General features: G+C 69.3%; 11 protein-coding genes. 5 read left to right on the top strand and 6 right to left on the bottom strand.

Annotated features, from left to right (window positions below):
• Position 1: 1 nt before the first annotated feature.
• Entirely contained in the window at positions 2 to 4,012 is a 4,011-nt protein-coding gene (locus ACFRU2_RS33015; RefSeq protein ID WP_382979292.1) for a polymorphic toxin-type HINT domain-containing protein, read from the bottom strand.
• Positions 4,013 to 4,326: 314 nt separating this feature from the next.
• On the opposite strand from ACFRU2_RS33015, the gene ACFRU2_RS33010 reads away from it, so the two are divergent.
• Positions 4,327 to 4,833, top strand: a complete 507-nt coding sequence (locus ACFRU2_RS33010; RefSeq protein ID WP_382979289.1) for a hypothetical protein — start codon at positions 4,327 to 4,329, stop codon at positions 4,831 to 4,833.
• 116 nt (positions 4,834 to 4,949) lie between these two features.
• The gene (locus ACFRU2_RS33005; RefSeq protein ID WP_382979287.1) at positions 4,950 to 6,461 is read left to right on the top strand and encodes an FG-GAP-like repeat-containing protein; all 1,512 of its coding nucleotides are present in this window, start codon (positions 4,950 to 4,952) and stop codon (positions 6,459 to 6,461) included.
• 105 nt (positions 6,462 to 6,566) lie between these two features.
• Here the strand turns inward: ACFRU2_RS33005 and ACFRU2_RS33000 are convergent, their stop codons facing one another.
• The 5 genes from ACFRU2_RS33000 to ACFRU2_RS32980 form a co-directional block, all read right to left on the bottom strand.
• Positions 6,567 to 7,049, bottom strand: coding sequence for a hypothetical protein (locus ACFRU2_RS33000; protein WP_382979285.1), 483 nt, complete (start codon positions 7,047 to 7,049; stop codon positions 6,567 to 6,569).
• A gap of 66 nt (positions 7,050 to 7,115) precedes the next feature.
• A complete protein-coding gene (gene sbnB, locus ACFRU2_RS32995) occupies positions 7,116 to 8,177 on the bottom strand; it encodes a 2,3-diaminopropionate biosynthesis protein SbnB (protein ID WP_382979282.1) in 1,062 nt (353 codons plus the stop codon).
• Positions 8,174 to 9,190: a TauD/TfdA family dioxygenase gene (locus tag ACFRU2_RS32990; protein ID WP_382979532.1), complete on the bottom strand. Its 1,017-nt coding sequence runs from the start codon at positions 9,188 to 9,190 to the stop codon at positions 8,174 to 8,176. The genes sbnB and ACFRU2_RS32990 overlap by 4 nt, the downstream gene beginning before the upstream one ends.
• 79 nt (positions 9,191 to 9,269) lie before the next feature.
• The gene (locus tag ACFRU2_RS32985; RefSeq protein ID WP_382979279.1) at positions 9,270 to 11,825 is read right to left on the bottom strand and encodes an amino acid adenylation domain-containing protein; all 2,556 of its coding nucleotides are present in this window, start codon (positions 11,823 to 11,825) and stop codon (positions 9,270 to 9,272) included.
• A 39-nt stretch (positions 11,826 to 11,864) separates the two neighbouring features.
• Entirely contained in the window at positions 11,865 to 14,450 is a 2,586-nt protein-coding gene (locus ACFRU2_RS32980) for a Pls/PosA family non-ribosomal peptide synthetase (RefSeq protein WP_382979278.1), read from the bottom strand.
• Between the two features lie 427 nt (positions 14,451 to 14,877).
• Between ACFRU2_RS32980 and sbnA the strand changes: the two genes are divergently transcribed.
• From sbnA to ACFRU2_RS32965, 3 genes are all read left to right on the top strand, one after another.
• A complete protein-coding gene (sbnA, locus tag ACFRU2_RS32975) occupies positions 14,878 to 15,861 on the top strand; it encodes a 2,3-diaminopropionate biosynthesis protein SbnA (RefSeq protein WP_382979275.1) in 984 nt (327 codons plus the stop codon).
• Between the two features lie 143 nt (positions 15,862 to 16,004).
• On the top strand, positions 16,005 to 16,460 hold the full coding sequence (locus ACFRU2_RS32970; protein ID WP_382979272.1) for an RpiB/LacA/LacB family sugar-phosphate isomerase: 456 nt from the start codon (positions 16,005 to 16,007) through the stop codon (positions 16,458 to 16,460).
• 439 nt (positions 16,461 to 16,899) lie between these two features.
• Entirely contained in the window at positions 16,900 to 18,498 is a 1,599-nt protein-coding gene (locus ACFRU2_RS32965) for a phospholipase (RefSeq protein WP_382979269.1), read from the top strand.
• Positions 18,499 to 18,516: the final 18 nt, after the last annotated feature.

Raw genomic sequence — 18,516 nt, 5'->3', positions numbered from 1 at the left:
CCTACTTCCCGTAGCCCCTGCCCCCGATGGGGATCATCGTGGTGAGCCGGATACCGGCATCGGTTACTTCGAAATTGGCGCGCACCAGGAGAGCACCCTTCGGCCCGTAGAGGAGCGATTCAGTTCGGAGGTTCGTCAGACCGTTCTTCTGGTTCACGTAGCCTTCGACGACGCCGCTTCGCTTCGCTTCGTCGAAGAGCTCGGTCAGGATCTGACGCCCTGCTTCGTTGTCGCGGATACCGATCGACTCCAACTGGTACGCATTCTGAGCCGACCGCTCCGCGTTCTTCAGGCTGGAGTTGACCCGCCCGAAGAAGTAGTCCCACTTGCCGTCGTCGATGATCACATCACAGGGAGTGTTGTGAACGAGGACGGCCGTCCTGCCCGCCATCACATAGTACGTGTGGAGGTCGTTGACGGTGAGGTTGTACGCGGGCTGGAGACCCGTCCAGTGCCGCACCTTGCCGATCTGCGCCGCACCGGCATCGGGGGTGCGCAGGGTGTCCTGCGGGGTGAGGTCGGCCGCGTTCTTCCACGTCTGGGCGCTCTGGGACCAGATGGGGTGGTGGTCGGTCGTGGTGAGCTGACCGCCGCCGCTGTTCCCGTTGAGGGTGATGTCGGTGAATGCGCGGTCGTCCGGGGTGTAGATCGTGGCGTCGACCCGGCGCGGGCCGGTGACCCCGGTCTCGGGGTCGGTGGCGAGGACCTGGTCACCGATCCTGAGCTGCTCGATCGGGCGGGTGGTCCGGTCGCCCATGAGTACGCGGGTTCCGGCCGGGAAGCTGTGCTTCACGCACGGAGGGAGTTTGGCGTACTTGGACGCCTTGGCGACGCTCTCGATGCCGTCGAAGATCTTGCCGGCGATCTTGATCTTGCCGACCGGCAGGACTCCGGCCGCGGCCATGACGCAGCCGCCGAGGGACGGGTCCTTGATGCACTTCTCGATGTCGGCGGCGCCGGACAGCTCCCACGCGACCTTGCCCAGGAGCTTGGCGAGTTCCGCGTCGGGCTTGCCGATCACGATCTCGAAGTCGTCCCGGTTCAGCGCGCACGGCGGGAGGTGGTCCCGGTTGTACGGGATGATGCAGGGCTTCTTCTTGTTCTTCTCCGCGTCCGCCTGCTGCTTGCGCAGCTCCTCGGCCTTGCGCTGCGCTTCGGCGAGCTCCGCCTCGCGCTTCACCTTGACGTCGGTCCATGCCTGGGCTGCGGCGGTCTCCGCCTCGGCCTTGCTCTTGCCGGCCGCGACTGCGGAGTCGCGCGCTCGAGCAGCAGACTCATCGGCCTGCCGGGCCGACTGCCGGGCATAGTTCGCGGAGAAGGCGGCCTGGGCGGCGGATGCCTCGGCTGCGTCGGCTGCGTTGTTGGCGTTGTTGGCCGCGTTGCGTGCGGTGACGGCCGAGGCCTTGGCCCGGTCGGCGCTCTTGGTGGCCGCGGCGGCGGACTTCTGGGCGTCGGCCGCGTAGCCGTTGGCGAGGACGACGGACTTGTCGGCCTCGGCGGCCCACTTCTTCGCGTCGGCCTCGGCCTGGTTGGCGCGGGCTGCGGCTTCGGCCGCGCGCCAGCGGGACGCCTGGGCATTGGCCGCGATGATCTCGCCCTCGGAGAGCATCCGGCTGATCTGGAAGCGGTGGTGATCGGTCAGATCATCCTTGCGCGCGGCAGCGTACTGGCCCGAGATGACGAACTCGTGGAGCTTGGCCGGTGTGCCTGCGAGGGCTGCCTTCGCGGCGGCCCTGAGCTCGGCATTGGTCTCGCTGCCGTCGTCCGCGTCCTTCTTGTTGGCCAGGGTGGAGACGATGACTTCTTCGTCACTGAGACGGGCCCCGTACTGGCCGACCTCCAGGAAGGTGGCCAGCGCCTTGCCGGAGCCGTCGGCGAGGGCGGCCTTGGCGTCCTTCTTGACGCTGGCGCCGCCGTCGTTGTCCACCTTGGAAACGGCGACCGCCAGGTCGTCGGCGCCCACCGCGTACTGGCCGGTGGTGTAGAAGCCGGCGATCTGCTCGGGGGCACCCTTCAGGGCCGCCGTGGCACCTGCACGAATGGATGCGTGCGGGCTGCTCACGCTCAGCTGGACGACACGGTCCCGGATCTCCTCCGACCCGGACTTCTTCCACCCGGTGCGCAGGTATTCCAGTACCTCGGCGTCCGTGCCGCCCAGGGCACGCGCCGCGGCTTCCTGGTTCCACGGGCCGCGGAGGTTGTAGGCGTCCAGGGCGAACTTGCGGCCCTTGGCGGCGGTGGCCGCGACGTTCACGTCCGGCTTGGCCGCTTCGGCGGCCAGACTCTGGGCCGTGGTGTCCAGGGCGCGGGCATCGCGGGCGACTTCGGCGGAAGCCGTGATCAGCCGCTGGCTCTGCTCCTTCTCCGAGCGGGCCCGCTCCAGAGCGGCGTCGGCGCGCGAGGCCAGCTCTTCCTTCTCGGCGTCGAGGGCGACCTGGTGGACCTGCTTGGCCGTGTTCACCGCCGTCGTGGCGGCCTCGGCGGCCACGCGGGCCGCGTCCGCCCAGGTGCGGGCATCGGCGGCGGCCTGCGCCGCGTTCCCCGCGTACTTCGCGGCGAGCTCGGCGGCCGCGGCCGCCTTGTCCGCGTGGTTCGCGGCGGAGCGCGCCGCGTCTCGGGCGTCGAAGGCCTGCTGGGCCGCGCGCCGGGCCAGTGCCCCGGCGTTGTTCGCGGCGCGGTTCGCAGCGTTCGCGTGACGGCGGGCCTCGGCGGCGGCGTTGCGGGTCTCGGCGGAGAACACACCGGCGGCCTCGGCATGCCGGTTGGCCTCTTCCGCCGAGGTCGCGGCCGCGTTCGCGTGGGCACCCGCATTACGGGCACCGTCCGCGGCAAGACCGGCGGCCAGCGAAGCCTCGCCCGCCTTCTGCGCGGCGTCGGCCGACGTCCTCGTCAACAGCGCGGCATCACGCGCGTCCTTGGCGGCGCGGTTGGCCGCCTCCGCCTTGCTCGCGTCGCCGGCCGCGGCGATCGCCGAGTTGTAGGCCTTGTTCGCCGCGGTCGCCGCCAAGGAAGCGGCGTTCGCGGTCTGCGCGGCAGCCAGCGCGGCCGTGCGCGCCGCACGGTTCGCAGCATTCGCCGAACCGATCGCCAGCTGCGCCGCGGACGCGGCCTCCCGCGCCGACTGCGCGGCCTGCTTGGACTTGTAGGCGGCCCGGCCGGCGTCCTTGCCGGCCGCCTCCGTCTCCTTCGCGGCCTTCAGCGCGGCGTTCTTGGCATTCTCGGCAGCGCTGACGGCCTTGTCGGCAGCCGCCTCGGCCTTCTTCGTCGCCGCTTCCGTCTGGATGCCGGCCTGCTTGGCCTGCTCGGTCAGCTGCGCGATCGTCGCATGCTCCTGGTCCCGGTTGCGGGCGACGAACTGCCCCACCTCCAAGAACTCCGCGATGTCGTCCGCCGACCCCCGCAGGGCGTTCTTGCCCGCGAGCTTCACGTTCGCGCCACCGGAATTGATCAGCTTCGAGACCTCGACCTCGTTGTCGACCTCCCGCGCCTCGTACTGACCCGAGTCGAGGAACTTCGCAACGGCGTCGGGACCGGCCTTCAGCGCGGTCTTGCCCGCCTCCTTGACCCCCGGGCCACCGAAGTTGATGACCTGCGACGCCTCGACCTCACGGTCCTCGGCCAGCGGCTTCTGCCAGCCGCCGCGCATGTAGGTCCGCAGTTCCTCCGGGGTGCCCTTCAGGGCCGTCTTGGTGGCGGCCCGTACCGCCGGTCCCCCCGTGCCGAAGATCCGGCTTCCGTCGATGTAGTCGTCGTCGTACTGGATGGCGTCTTTGCCCTCGAGGAACTTCTTGATGTCCTCGTCCGACCCCAGCAGGGCTTGCTGGGCGGCTTGCTTGATGCCCGCGCCGCCCTCGCTCCAGAGCGCGAGGACATAGGCCCGGTCGGTGGCGGGCTTGAGGCCGCCGTCGATGTCGAGGTCGTCCGCGGCGGCAGCCGGCCACGCACCCAGCAGGCCCGCGGTCAGCGCTCCGGTCACGGCCACGCCACAGAGGCGGCCGAGCGCTCTGCGCACCGTCCCGGACGGTGCCGCGGAGCCCACGGCTCCCGATATGTGTGTTCGCCGTCGCATACGGCGTTCCCCCTCGTTGGATATGTCTTCGCTTTTGCGTGGACATGTAAAGACGCGCTCCGCCTCACATGACGGGGGAGCGCTCTGAGCTGACTGCAAGAAAAGTCCCGATCTGACCGATTTTGATCAGCGAGATGACCCCAAAGAGGCAGGTCTGGCCAGGTCTTGGGGATCTGCAGAGATCTTACATGTGCTTTACTTACGCGAACTTACCGGGGGGTATCGCAACCTCCCGCCTCCATGTACTAAGGAAAATCGTGGCGATATCCCGTGCCCGCAAGGCACTCCTCACCGGTCTCGTCGGCACGGCGGCGGCCGTCGCCGGGATCGCGAGCCTCGGCGTCGCACATGCCGGCCCCCAGGCCCCCGCGGCGGTCGCGGCAGCCGACATGCCGATCGCCCTCGAGGACTTCTCCTACCCGGACGCGGCCCGCATCCTGGCCGACCAGAAGATCACCCTCAAGCGGGGCGACGGCAACATCGTCTTCGTCGACTGCGCCGCCGGGACCCCCGACATCACGGTCAAGTCCCGCATCGCCCAGAAGAACTTCTGCTTCGATGTCATCGGCAACAAGGGCTGGCTCACCCTCGAGCTCCCCGACGCGTTCGGCATCTGGACCGAAGCCCACCCGGTCCAGGCCAAGATCACCGCAGACGGCCAGGAAACGGTCGTCGACGCACCCGCCAACGACTACAAGCCGTTCGGCGAAGCCGGCGACTCCGGCACCCCCTCGGTCCTCGTCGAGCTCCGCGTCACCAGCTGAGCCCGGCCCCAAGGCCGGCCGCAAGGCAGACCGCCCCTGCGGCCATCCGCGGCACGACAGCCCATGGCGCACGCCGCCCACGTTCCCTCGAAGCTCACAGAAGACCAGGAAGACCCATGTCCCACATACCTCGGCGCACCACCTGGATGGCCGCGGCCCTGACCCTCGCAGGCGCCTCCGCGCTCGCGCCCGCCGGCAGCGCCCTGGCAGCTGTCGGAACCCCCGCCGCCGCGGGGCAGTACACCTACACCGCCAAGCTCACCATCGGCGACGAGGCCAACAGCCGCGCCTGCTCCGCCGTCCTCGTCCACGCGAACTGGGTCCTGACCGCGACGAGCTGCTTCGCGAAGACCCCCGGCGCAGCGGTCACGGCGGGGAAGCCCGCCCTGAAGACCACGGCCAAGATCGGCACGACCACGCTCGACGTGGTCAAGCTCGTGCCGCGCAGCGACCGTGACGTCGTGCTGGCCCGGCTGTCCAAGCCCGTCTCCGGCATCGCCCCCGTCAAGGTCGCCGCTGCGCAGCCGGCCGTGAACGCGGCGGTCACGGCGGCCGGGTTCGGCCGTACCAAGACCGCCTGGGTGCAGGGCAAGGTTCACACCGCTGCGTTCGGTGTCACCTCCTCGGACGCCACGACGCTGGCCCTCACCGGCAAGGGCACCGACTCCATCTGCCAGGGCGACGCCGGCGGCCCCCTGGTCAACGGCAGCGGCGAGCTGGCCGGCATCAACAACCGGTCCTGGCAGGGCGGCTGCCTGGGCACCCCCGCCACGGAAACCCGTACCGGCGCCATCGCCTCCCGCGCGGACGGCCTCCAGGACTGGATCCGCAAGACCGCCTTCCACGCCCCGGGCGACATGACCAACGACGGCATCGCCGACCTCGCGGCGATCTGGGGTGACGGCGGTCTCTACCTCTACCCCGGCGACAAGACCAAGGGCCTGGCCGGCACCAGCACCGCGCAGCTCGGCGGCACCACCTGGGGCACCTCCAAGCAGCTCGCAGCCGGCGACTTCAACGGCGACGGGATCTCCGACCTCCTGTCCGTCTGGAACGACGGCACCCTGCACCTGTACAAGGGGGACGGAAAGGGCAAGGTCACCGACGGAGTCACCGTCACCGAGGGCGCCAGCAGTTGGGGACCCATCAAGCAGTTCACGGCCGGCGACTTCACCGGTGACGGGGTCGCCGACCTCATGGCCGTCTGGACCGACGGCACCCTGCACCTGTACAAGGGCAAGGGCGACGGCCAGCTCGCGTCCGAGACCAAGGTGAACACCGGCGCCAACACCTGGGGCACCGTGAAGCAGCTGCCCGCCGGCGACTTCAACGGTGACGGCATCGCCGACCTCATGGCCGTCTGGACCGACGGCACCCTGCACTTCTACCCCGGTGACGGCACCGGCCAGATCGGCGGCGAAATCCCGGTCCCGCTCGGCGGCAGCACCTGGGGCACGATCCTCCACATGACCGCCGGCGACTTCAGCGGCGACGGCATCGCCGACCTCATGGCCATCTGGACCGACGGCAGCCTCCACCTCTACAAGGGCGACGGCAAGGGCGGCATCACGGACGGCGTCACCATGATGGGCGGCACCAGCTGGAAGACCATGCTCCATCTCAGCTGAGCGCACACCGCCGTAGAAGCATGCCGCTGCCGGGCCCGGGAGATCTCCCGGGCCCGGCGGATGTCCGGGTCCGCACGTACCGCGGGGCGAGCCGGGGCACGCCACTCACACGATGCCGGTGAACCTGTCTTCGACATAGGCGTTCCTCGCCTCGTCGTCGCGCTCGGAAGCCAAGTACCGTGACCACGCTTGCGCTTCGTGCCAGACGGCACCCATCTCCCACACGCAGAACGTGCCCCGGTGGTTGCCCGGCCAGGTATGCAGCCGGAAGGGGCCGTCGTTCTTGGCGAACACCGTCTCCCAGAGCTCGTTCTCTCCACGCCAGGTTTGCACCAGCAGGAACGAGAACGTCGGGGTGCACTTGTGGAGGATCACGAAGCCCAGCTCGTCGTCAAAGGGCAGTTCTGTGGAGACGAGGAAATCGCGGGCCTGCCGACGTTCCTCCTCGGAAAGTTCCAGATCCGCCCGGCGCAGGTCGTACCACTTCAGATGGGCGCCTGGCAGGCGCAAGTCGTCGGCAGGAGTCACCAGTTTCGAGACGTGGCGATAGGTGTCGGCGACACTGCCGCCGCCAGGAAGACGAGTCATACCGGAAACCTAGCCCGGCCGGTGCTCCGACGCCCCTGGTCTTCGGCCGGAGATCGGGACGCCCGCCTATCCGTAGCGGCTCAGTTCGTGGAAGAAGCCGTCGATGACGTTCAGTTGCCCGGTGCGGGCCGCCTCGTCGTAGACGTGTTTGCCGACGGCGAGGTCGAGTACGCCCAGGCCGAAAGGTGAGAACACCACCGGGCGGTCCTGCGGCAGTACCGCGCGGCCGGTCGTGACGTCGTGCAGGGTGCCGGTGAGGAAGTCCCGGTTCCCGGTGAGCTGTTCGGCCAGGTGGGGCGAGGTGTCGGCCTTCAGGCAGTGTTCGATGTCGTCGACGATGTTGGCTGAGGCGAGCAGGATCTCGGGGGCGAGGTCGCGCAGGGACACGTGCAGGACCAGGGGGTTGTGGTCGAACCATGCCGGGTCGGTGACGTGTGGCCGGCCGGCGACGGTGGCGAAGACGAGCAGGTCGCTGGAGCGGATCAGCTCCTCGGGACTGTCGTGCACGGTGATCCGGGCGGCCGCAGGGGTGTCTTGAAGGTAGCTGTGGAACCCGGCTGCGCTGTCGGCAGAGACGTCGTACACCCCGATGTCGTCGAAGGACCAGCCGGTCGCGGTCAGGAAGGTATGGATGTAGCGGGCGATGAGGCCCGTTCCGAAGAATCCGACGCGGGCCGGTCGCGTGCGGCGGCCTCGGCTGAGACTGTTGGCCGCTGATGCCGCCATCGCGGCCGTTCGGGTGGCGCTGATGATGGAGCTCTCCAGGCAGGCGAACGGGTAGCCGGTGTCGTGGTCGTTGAGGATCAGCACCGCTGATGCCCTGGGGATGCCGGCCTGCACGTTGTCGGGGAAGCTGGAGATCCACTTGAGGCCGTCCACCCGCGCCTGTCCGCCGATCGATGCGGGTAGCGCGATGATGCGGGCGGTCGGGCGGTCGGGGAAGCGCAGGAAGTACGACGGCGGGTTCACCGACTCCCCGACAGCGTGGAGGTGGTAGGTGGCCTCGATCAGCTCCATGATCTGCTGTTCCTGGCCCTGGAGGGTGTGCTGGACCTGGGCTCCGGGGATCACGGCGAACGGTGGCACGGAGATCGGGGACTGGGCAGAGGTGGGACGGTCCGTGGTCATCGGGTGCTCCCCTCGTATGCCGAGGCCGGGGGTTGTGGGGCGGCCATGGCGACGAGGATCTCGCGCGGCGGCTCGAAGGGTTCCCTGCTGTGTGCGGTGCGGATGTTGTCGATGAGCATCAGGTCGCCGGACTGCCACGGCTCGCGGATGGTGTGGTCCGCGTAGACCGTGTTGATCAGGTGGACCACGTCCTCGCCGATCGGTTCGCCGTCTCCGAAGCGGGTGTTGAACGGCAGGGCTTCGGGACCGTAGACGTCGACGAGGTACTCCCGTACCTCGGGCGCCAGCGTCCACTCGTTGAGGAACGCGATCTGGTTGAACCAGCAGCGCCTGCCGGTGCCCGGATGACGCACCACGGCGGGGCGGTGCTGGCGGGTGCGCAAACTGCCGTCGGTCTGCCAGGCGAACTCGATGGCGTTGGCGTGGCAGTAGCTCTCGACGGCCGCCCGGTCGTCGGTGCCGAACGCCTCGGTCCAGGAGGCGCCGATGTCGTCGTTGTAGGTGCGGGTGAGCAGCCAGCCGTGCTGTTCGAACCGCTGGACGAGCTCCGGCGGCAGTGCGTCCAGGACGGCGGCGGAATCCGCGAGGGCGGTGGCTCCGCCCGTGGTGGGCGCCGTCAGGCAGGCGAGCAGCAGCAGACCGGGCGGGCTGTGGGTGTAGCTGAGCTCGTGGTGCATGCACATGGGCTGGTTGGCCGGCCAGGCCGTGGAGGAGTACACGCCGGGGGTGTAGGTCTGGCGGGGGGCGAAGGCTTCCGTGTCGGCCATCAGGGTGGAGGTCAATTGGCCGAAGACGGAGGCCACCTGCCCCGTGTCGCACAGGCCGAGCCCGCGGACGAGTACGGCGCCGTGCTCGGCCACGAGGCCGTGCAGGGTGTGGCGGTGCTCAGCTGCCCAGGCCGGTGGATCGGCCTGGTCGGGGGTCGGAACATGCAGTATCGGGGGCTTGCCCGGGTGCAGGTCTGCTCGGGGCACGGGCACGGGCACGGAAGTGAGTACGGGACTGGGGCTCATCGGGGCGGAGCTGGTGAATGACATGGTCCTTGTCCTTTCGGTGGTGGTGGTGGTGGTGGTGGTGAGGAGAGGCCGGTGATCAAGGGGAGGCCGGCTGTGCGATGGGGAGCTGGTGGGATGCGGTGTCCAGGAACCCGGCCAGATCGGTGAGGACGGGGTGGCGCATCACGTCCGCCGGGGACACGGCGCGGTCCAGGGTGATGGCCAGTTTCACGGTCGACAGGGAGGTGCCGCCTCGGTCGAAGAAGTTGTCGCGCCGGTCGATCCGGCCTTGTGGAACGCCCAGCACGCTCGCCCACGCGGCCGCCAGCCGCTGTTCGGTGGGCGTACGGGGCGTCTCGACGTCGTCCTCGGTGGTGTGAAGCCGAGCGGCCAGGGCCGTCAAGGCTTTGCGGTCGACCTTGCTGTTGGGGGTCAGTGGGAGGCTTTCCTGCCAGTGGATGGCCGAGGGAACCATGTACCCGGGCAGTGACGTGCCCAGCCGGTCCAGCAGGATGCTGGTTTCGAGCGGGTGCGGGGCGGTGTAGAACGCCACCAGGTGGGTGCTGTGGTCGGGCCGTTCGGTGACCACCACGGCGCTGTCGCGGACCCCGGGTGCTCGTAGCAGGGTGCTCTCGATCTCGCCGGTCTCTATGCGGAAACCGCGGATTTTGACCTGGTTGTCGCGGCGGCCGAGGAACTCCAGCTTGCCGTCGGGCCGCCAGCGGCCGACGTCGCCGCTGAGGTACAGGCGCTTGCCCTCACGGTGTGGATCGGCAAGGTACGTCGGCGCAGTGCGCTCGGGGTCGTTGACGTAGCCGCGGCCTACGCAGACCCCGGAGAAGGCGATCAGGCCGGGCGCGCCCAGCGGCACCGGGTTGAGATGCTCGTCGACGACGTAGAGGTGCACGTTGTTGACGGGCCGGCCCAGCGGGACCCGGTCGGCGTCGGGTGCACGGTCCATGACCTCGTGGTTGGTGTCGTCGCTGGTCTCGGTGAGTCCGTAGGCGTTGACGAGTTTGATGTGGGGCTGGGCGGTGAACCAGCGCTGGGCGAGCTCCTTCTTCAGTGCCTCACCCGTGACCGATACGTACCGCAGGTGCGGCAGCGTCCGGGGGTGCTGCTCGAGATGGGACACGACGACGTCGAGGTAGGAGGGGACGACCTGCAGCACGGTGACCTGCCCCCGGGCGACGGTGTCGACGAACCGTGCGGCGTCGAGGATCGTGTCCTGCTCGATCAGCAGGGTCCGCCCGCCGGCCAGCAGCGGGGCGAGCAGTTGCCACAGTGAGATGTCGAAACACTGGGGCGCGGTCTGGGCGACCACCTGTCCTTCGCCGATCTCGAGGTCGTCGATTTTGGCGTAGAGGTGGTTGAGCATGCCCTGGTGTTCGCACATCGCGCCCTTGGGCTCACCCGTGGAGCCGGAGGTGAAGTAGATGTAGGCCAGCTGGTCGGGTGAGACGTCGATGCGGAGATCAGTCCCGGCGTGCTCCTGGCCGTAGGCGGTGTCGACGAGAAGCAACTGCACCGCGGGCTGGGAGGCTACGGCCGACCGGAGCGTGGTGGCGGCCGGTTCTGTGATCACGAGCCCGCATCCGGCACGGGCCAGCATGGCTTTGATGCGTTCGGCCGGCAGGTGCGGCTCGACGGGCAGGTACGCGCCGCCGGCTTTGAAGACGGCCAGGACGGCGGCCAGCCAGTCCAGGTTCCTCTCCATCGCCACCGCAACCACCCCTTCGCGGTGGAGTCCTCGGGCCCGCAGGGCACGGGCCAGCCGGTTGGCGCGGGCGTTGAGCTCCTGGTAGGTCCACTTCCGGTTGCCGTGCTGGGCCGCGACGGCGTCCGGGTGCTGCCGTACGCGCTGCTCGAACACCTCGTGCACTCGGTGCTCGGGCAGGTCCCGTCGCGGCCCGGCAAGGCCATGGAGCTGGAAACGGAGCTCTTCGGCCGACAGCAAGCCCTGACCTGCGTGCTCGGCATCCGGGTCGGCGGCGATCGAGGCGAGCGCCGTCAGGTGGTACCCGGCGATCCGGGCGGCGCAGTCCGCGTCGAGGACGTCGGTGCGGTAGCGCAGCCGCAGCGTCAGCCGTCCGTCGTCGTGGTGGGCGATGCCCGTCCACAGCGCCGTGTCGGCGGGCAGAATGCTGCTGTCCGGGGCCTGGTTGGCATCGGCATCTGCGTCAGGGAGGGCGCCGGCGATGCCGGTGGGGTCGAGTACGGTCTCGAAGGGCGCCTCGGTCAGGCCCAGTTCGTGCCTGAGGTCGTCGACGGAGAAGTCCTGGTTGGCCAGGAGGTGCGCGATGGTGTGGTGGGTCTGCCGCAGGAGGGTCCGCCACGAGCCGGGGCCGGTCGTCAGTCTGCACGGCAGGGGTCGGCCCCCGGCAGTAGCCACGTAACCGGTGCTGATCTCCTGTTCACCGCTCAGCGCGGCCAGCACCTTCGCGTGGGCGGTCAGCAGCACGCAGTTCAGCGACACCCCCAGGTCGTCTGCCAGTCGGCGCAATGCTGTCGCTCGGCCGGCGGAGACCTGCGTCTCGTACTCGGCCACGCCCGCGACCGGCGCCGGGTTCCAGCGCGGAAGGGGCGCGAAGCCGCTGCCGGCGGCCAGGACGCCGTGCCAGAACTCTCTACTGGTGGATGCGTTGAGCTCCATGAGGGGTGTCTCCTGTCTGGTTCCGATGTGGGGTGGGTGTCAGACGTCGCCTGGCAGTTGTCGGGCCGGGTTTCCCGCCCACCGGGCCCGCTGTGGGACCTGCTCGCCCTTCATGAGGAAGGAGTCGCAGGCGAGCTGGACCCGGTCTGCCAACGTCACGCCGTAGTGGACGAACGCGCCGACACCGAGGGTGCAGCCGTCGCCGATCGCGGTGCGGTCGGACTTGAAAGCGCCGTCCTCCTGCGAGTGGCATTGGATGACCGTGCCCGCGTTCAACGTGCAGTCGTCCCCGATGCCGACGAGGGTCCGCTCCGGGAAGAAGCAGCCGTCGTCGAAGACCCGCTTGCCGATCCGTGCACCCAGCAACCGCCAGACGACGTTCTTGAACGGAGTCCCGTTGAAGAACTGCGCGTAATCGACCGACGCCATCTTCCAGAAACGCTCGTGCCGCCAGAACGACGGCTCGTAGATCGAGCAGTACAGCGGCTGCTGCGCCGTGAATCCGGTGACGGCCCGTTCGATCAGCGCGAAGTAGACGACGCTGAACAGCAGCGTGAGGACACCGGCCAACGCGAACGCCGACGCTCCCAGCGAGGGGTAGAGGGCTGTGGCGCCCAGGGCGACCAGGGTCACGGCGAAGAAGTGGATCCACCGCGCCGTCAGGTACAGCCCCGCCGTGACGGCATTGTGCCGGTTCTTGGCGGCCAGGCGCCGGCGCAGCTCGCTCCCGCTCTCCAGGTCCTGGAACCGGGTGTCCCGCATCACCGTGCGCGGAATGGCGAAGGGGGGCGAGCCCAGCAGGCCCACGTTCTCCCGTACCTCTCCGTCGACCGGAACCATCACCTTCGTCGCCAGCAGGCAGTTGTCACCGGTCCTGGCCTGCGCGGGGTAGGCAATGTGGTTGCCGAGGAAACTGTGGGCTCCGATCGAGACCCGGGACAGCCTGAACGACGTGTTGGAGAACTCCGCGTTGATGACCGACAGGCCGTCGGCCACCATCGTCCTGCTGCCGACCGAGGTCAAGAACGGGTTGTCGTGCTTCACTTCGCTGCCGAAGTTCGAACCGGTCTGTGTGACACGGAACAGGTCGTAGCCGAGATAGCGCAGGTAGTGGACGATCGCGGAGCTGTCTCCGAACAGCGCCGTGAAGAACTTCATGTTGGTCAGACGGGTGACGGCCCGCTGCAGACCGTAGTGGAGGCCGTAGAGCGGATAGACCGTGTCCGGCTTGAGCGCCAGATTGAGCAGGCGCGGCACCACGCCCTGGATGGCCAGCGCGGCGAGAGCGGATCCGAAGAACAGCACGAAGGATGCGGCCAGCACACCCAGGTAGAACGTCCCGCTGGTGAACGTCGAACTCCCGCCCTGAGGCGTTGCGTTCAGCTGCGACAGTGGGGCCAGCAGCACCGTGACGCAGCCGGCGGCCAGCGGCAGGTACACCAACACCAGGGCGAGCAGCTGCCCGACGGTGTAGCGGAGCTTCCTGGCCGTGGAGCCGTCGACGGCACCGACCGTACGGAAATCCGTACCGGTGGGCTCGGCCGGCGACCCGTGCCAGCGCTCGCCCGCGGGGACGGTCTGGCCGGCGTGCAAGCTGGAGGCGTGCCCGAGCTGGGCCTGATCGCCCATCGAGGTGTTGATGTCGAGGACGGTCTGTTCGCTGACGTGGACGTTACTGCCGAGGGTGACGGGACCGGTCTGGATGAGGCCGTCGTGTGCCCGGTAGCAGGAGAAGAGCGCATCCTTGCGGACCACCGTTCCGTCACCGATCGTGAGCAGATCGGTGCAGACGGGGACGTGCGTGGAGAAGATCGCGACATCGCGCCCGATCTTCGCGCCCAGCGCCCTGAGATACGCCGCGTACAACGGCGACCCGATGAACAGGCGGACCGGACTGGTGCGGATCAAGGTTTTGACCAGCCACCAGCGCACGTAGCCGAGGCTCCAGACGGGGAACTCGCGGCTCGTGAAACGACCGATGAGGGTCCACTTCGCCACGATCGGCACCACGGACAGGCCGGCGAAGCCCACGCTGCCCACCAGTACGGATCGCAGGTAGACATCGAGCACACCGGAGCCGGCGCCGACCCACTCGAAGCCTCGGACCGTGGCCAGGGCGGCGAGGTAGGAATAGCCGAGGAACACCAGGAACTGCAGCGTTCCGCACAGCAGGTACTGCGCTGTGCCCGCCCGCGCCGCCATGCTGCGCGCCGAAGCAGGCTCCGAAGGAGACGCCGGAGAAGACGCCGGCGGTGCTGCGGGCGCGGCCTGGGTGGAGGCGGAGGCCGTGGGCGCGGCCTCGGTGAGCGCGGAGGCCAGGCCGTTGGCCGTGGGATGCCGGTAGACGTCCTTCATCGATACGGACGGCAGGTCGGCCCGCTTCCTGACCCGGGCGCAGAACCCCGCCATCACCAGCGAATCAGCACCCAGGTCATCGAAGAAGTTGCTGTCGCCCGCCACCTGCTCCACACCCGCGACATCGGCCAGCACCTCCGCAAGGAGCCGCGCGGTCTCGGCCGCCGGGCTGCCGGATGTGCCGGCCGGCCCGTTTTCGGGCCTGCTGCCGGAAGGTGCTGGGGTGCCGGGCGGGCCGGCCGTCCAGGCATCTGTCGATTCTTCTAGCATGGTCGCTCCTCCAAAGGGGCATGCGCTTCTTCCGTCCGCGGAAGGCCTCGGGCCCTCAAGAACGGCCTCGCGATGCCGCCCCTCCAGTAGGCCCGGGAGGCGCATGTCCGTCATGCCGCTGGATGTCGTGACTTGACGCCACGCATGTGCAGCGGTAGGCGACCGCTGGTGACGGCGAGGGGAAGCGGACGCGTCGTCCCGCGGGGGGCGTCCCACACCCCGCACCATCACGGCCGCCCGGGCCGCTACCCCTGACTGCGACCGGTGTCAAGCCACGACATTCGGTGGCATGACAGGCCCACGGCCAGCCCGCGTACTGGAGGGGTGGAGTCCCGAAGACGTGGCACCAGGCGACACCTTCCCCGAGCCGCCCCCACAAGGGCCGGCGGCACCCGACGGCGCCGTGAGCGCATGCGAGGAGGTAACCATGCCGGTCATTTCCGCCCCCCAGGAATTCAACCAGGACGACCTCTACGTCGACCTCGAGGAGATCACCGGGCACCGGCTGTTCCTCAAATGTGAAGGCTTCAACTTCGCGGGATCCATCAAGCTCAAGGCCGCTACCGCGATGGTCGAGGCCGCCGAACGCGACGGCCTGCTCACTCCCGGCTCCATCCTGGTCGAATCCTCCTCCGGCAACCTCGGCGTGGCGCTGGGCATGATCGCGGCCAGCAAGGGTTACCGGTTCGTATGCGTGACCGATTCACGCTGCAACCTGGCGACCCGGCTGCTCCTGGAGGCCCTCGGCAGCCAGGTCCAGATCGTCACCGAGCCCTCCCCCACCGGCGGACTGCTCGGCGCCCGCATCGACCGCGTCCGCGCCCTGTGCGCCTCCGACGACCGCTACGTATGGCTCAACCAGTACACCAACCCCAACAACCACAGCTCTCACTACCGGACCACCGCACCGGCCATCGCCCGCGCCTTCCCCGACCTCGATGTCCTCTTCATCGGGGCCGGTACCACCGGGACCCTCATGGGGTGCGCCCGCTACTTCCGCACCTGGCACCGCCCGGTACGCATCGTCGCGATCGACCCAGAGGGCTCCGCCACCTTTGGACACACGCTCGGTCGCCGGATGATCCCCGGCCTCGGCACCAGCATCCGCCCCCCGCTCCTCGACACCACCTACGTCGACGAAGTGGTGCACGTCAGCGAAGCCGAGACGATTCGCGCGTGCCACCAACTGGCCCGCCACGGCTTCGTCTTCGGCGGCTCGACCGGCACCGTCGTCAAGGGCGCCACCCAATGGCTGTCCCAGCAGGAACAGCAGGTCACCGCGGTCGCCATCGCCCCCGACCTCGGCGAGCGCTACCTCGACACCGTCTATCAGACCGGCTGGGTGCAAGACCTCTACGGCGAGGACGCACTCGAGCCCCAGACCGTCACCGCCGCCGGCCCATCAAGCTGAACCGTCGCATGCTCCCCCGGCCACACATCCCGAGTGTCGTGGTCACGCACGGCGAAGGATTGATTGCGCTCTGCGTCTGGCAAGGGTCGGGGCGGGCCTACGGCGAGGCGACCATCCGCATCTCGGCCGGTTAGTCTCGGGGCATGCGGATCTCCGTTTCCTCGGACATGGACGAACCCGTGGCTCGCGCGCTTCTCGGGCTACTGCGCGACCGCGGACACGACGTGGTGGCGTACGGGGCGCTGAGCCCCGGCGACGATCCGCAGTGGGCAGCCTGCTCCGAGGCGGCGGCGCGCGAGGTCGCCGCCGGGAACGCCGACCAGGCCGTCGTGTGCTGCTGGACCGGTACGGGCGCCTCGATCGCCGCGAACAAGGTTCCCGGCGTACGCGCGGCACTGTGCACGGACGCCTACACGGCGGACGGTGCGCGCCGCTGGAACAACGCCAATGTGCTGGCGCTCAGCCTGCGCCTGACCTCGGAACCGCTGCTCAGGGAGATCCTCGACGCCTGGTTCTCCGCCGAAGCGAGCACGGACACCGAGGACCAGGAGAACGTCGCCCGCATCGCACTGCTCGACCAGGCCAGAACCACATCCTGACTCCAGCGGAAAGCCGTCGATCCGGCGCGAGTGGGCCCCGGTCCGCGAGAACGGGCCAGACTCTCCGACCTCGTGTAGGCGTTCCAGCCCCCGCGTGACGGCCCACGATGCGGTGCCTCCTTGATGCCCGCATCGATGCTGGCCCCGCGCGGCACGTAGACGAGACCGCAGTAGGCCGTCGTCGCGTCCGCCGCGTTGGCCGCCGCCGAGATCACCGGATCGGGTGTCGAGTCCTCGGCCGGAGCGAATCTGCCCGCAGGGACGGAAGCAGGGGCTGGACCGGGTGCTGAGCGGGTGCTGAGCGGGTGGCCGGAACTCGCCCGAGGCCGGGGAACGGGTGCCTACCTACTGGTAACTTGCACGAGTTGATCATGCTCGCAGCCCTGGTCGGCCATCCCTCCCGGCCCGAGCCGCCCCGCCCCTCTGTCAAGGAACCACATTGGCACGCACCGCCCGGACGACATCCCTCGTCTTCACGTCCGCCCTCGCCCTTTCCCTCCCCGCCGCCGCCCCCGCGTCCGCCGCGGACGCGCCCACGCCACACCTGGATTCGGTCGAGCAGACCTTGCGTCAGGTCTCGCCGGGTCTGGAGGGCTCGGTCTGGGAACGTACGTCCGGCAACCGGCTCGGCTCGTCCGAGCCCGGCGGTGCCGACTGGCTGCTCCAGACCCCCGGCTGCTGGGGCGACGCCACGTGCGCCGACCGGCCCGGATCACGCCGTCTTCTGGAGAAGATGCGCCAGGACATCGCCGACGCCCGGTCGACGGTGGACATATCCACGCTGGCGCCCTTCCCCAACGGGGGCTACCAGGACGCGATCGTCGCAGGCCTCAAGGAATCCGTCGGTAAGGGCAACCGGCTGAAGGTGCGCATCCTGGTAGGCGCTGCACCCCTCTACCACTCCACGGTGATCCCGTCGTCCTACCGGGACGAGCTGCTCGCGCGGCTGGGCCCTGCCGCCGCGGCCGGCGTCACCCTCAACGTGGCCTCGATGACCACCTCGAAGACCGCCTTCTCCTGGAACCACTCCAAGCTCGTGGTGGTGGACGGAAGTTCGGTCATCACGGGCGGCATCAACAGCTGGAAGGACGACTACCTGGACACCACGCACCCGGTGAACGACGTCGACCTCGCGCTCTACGGGCCCGCGGCGGGCTCAGCCGGCCGCTACCTCGACTCCCTGTGGGACTGGACCTGCCGCAACAAGGCGAGTTGGAGCGCGGTCTGGTTCGCCGCTTCACCCGGCGCGGACTGCATGCCTTCCCTGCCCCGGCCCGCCTCTCCGCAGGGCGGGGGCGACGTACCCGCGCTCGCCGTCGGCGGACTCGGCGTAGGCATCCGCCAGAACGACCCCGCCTCCTCGTTCCGCCCGGTCCTGCCGACCGCCGGCGACACCAAGTGCGGGATCGGCCTGCACGACTACACCAACGCCGACCGGGACTACGACACCGTCAACCCGGAAGAGAGCGCCCTGCGCGCCCTGGTCTCCAGCGCGAACTCGCACATAGAGATCTCCCAGCAGGACGTGCACGCCACCTGCCCGCCGCTCCCCCGCTACGACGTGCGCCTCTACGACGCCCTCGCCGCGAAGCTCGTCTCCGGCGTGAAGGTCCGCATCGTCGTGAGCGATCCGGCGAACCGCGGCACGATCGGCAGCGGCGGCTACTCGCAGATCAAGTCGCTCTCCGAAGTGAGCGACGCCCTGCGCGGCCGGGTGACGGCGCTGACCGGTGACGGCGCCCGGACGCGGACAGCCATGTGCGAGAACCTCCAGTTGGCCACGTTCCGGGCTTCCGATCGGCCGACCTGGGCCGACGGCAAGCCGTACGCCCAGCACCACAAGCTCGTCTCGGTCGACGGCGCGGCCTTCTACATCGGCTCCAAGAACCTCTACCCGTCCTGGCTGCAGGACTTCGGCTACGTCGTCGAGAGCCCGGCCGCGGCCGCACAGCTGAAGAGCGACCTGCTGGACCCGCAGTGGCGCTACTCCCAGGCCACCGCGACGTACGACCACACCCGCGGGCTCTGCCAGGGCTAGGGCCAGGGCTAGAGCCAG

It is taken from the genome of Streptomyces sp. NPDC056883 (assembly GCF_042788835.1).
Taxonomy (GTDB): Bacteria; Actinomycetota; Actinomycetes; order Streptomycetales; family Streptomycetaceae; genus Streptomyces; species Streptomyces stoeckheimensis.
This window is presented reverse-complemented; position numbering and strand designations above follow the sequence as displayed.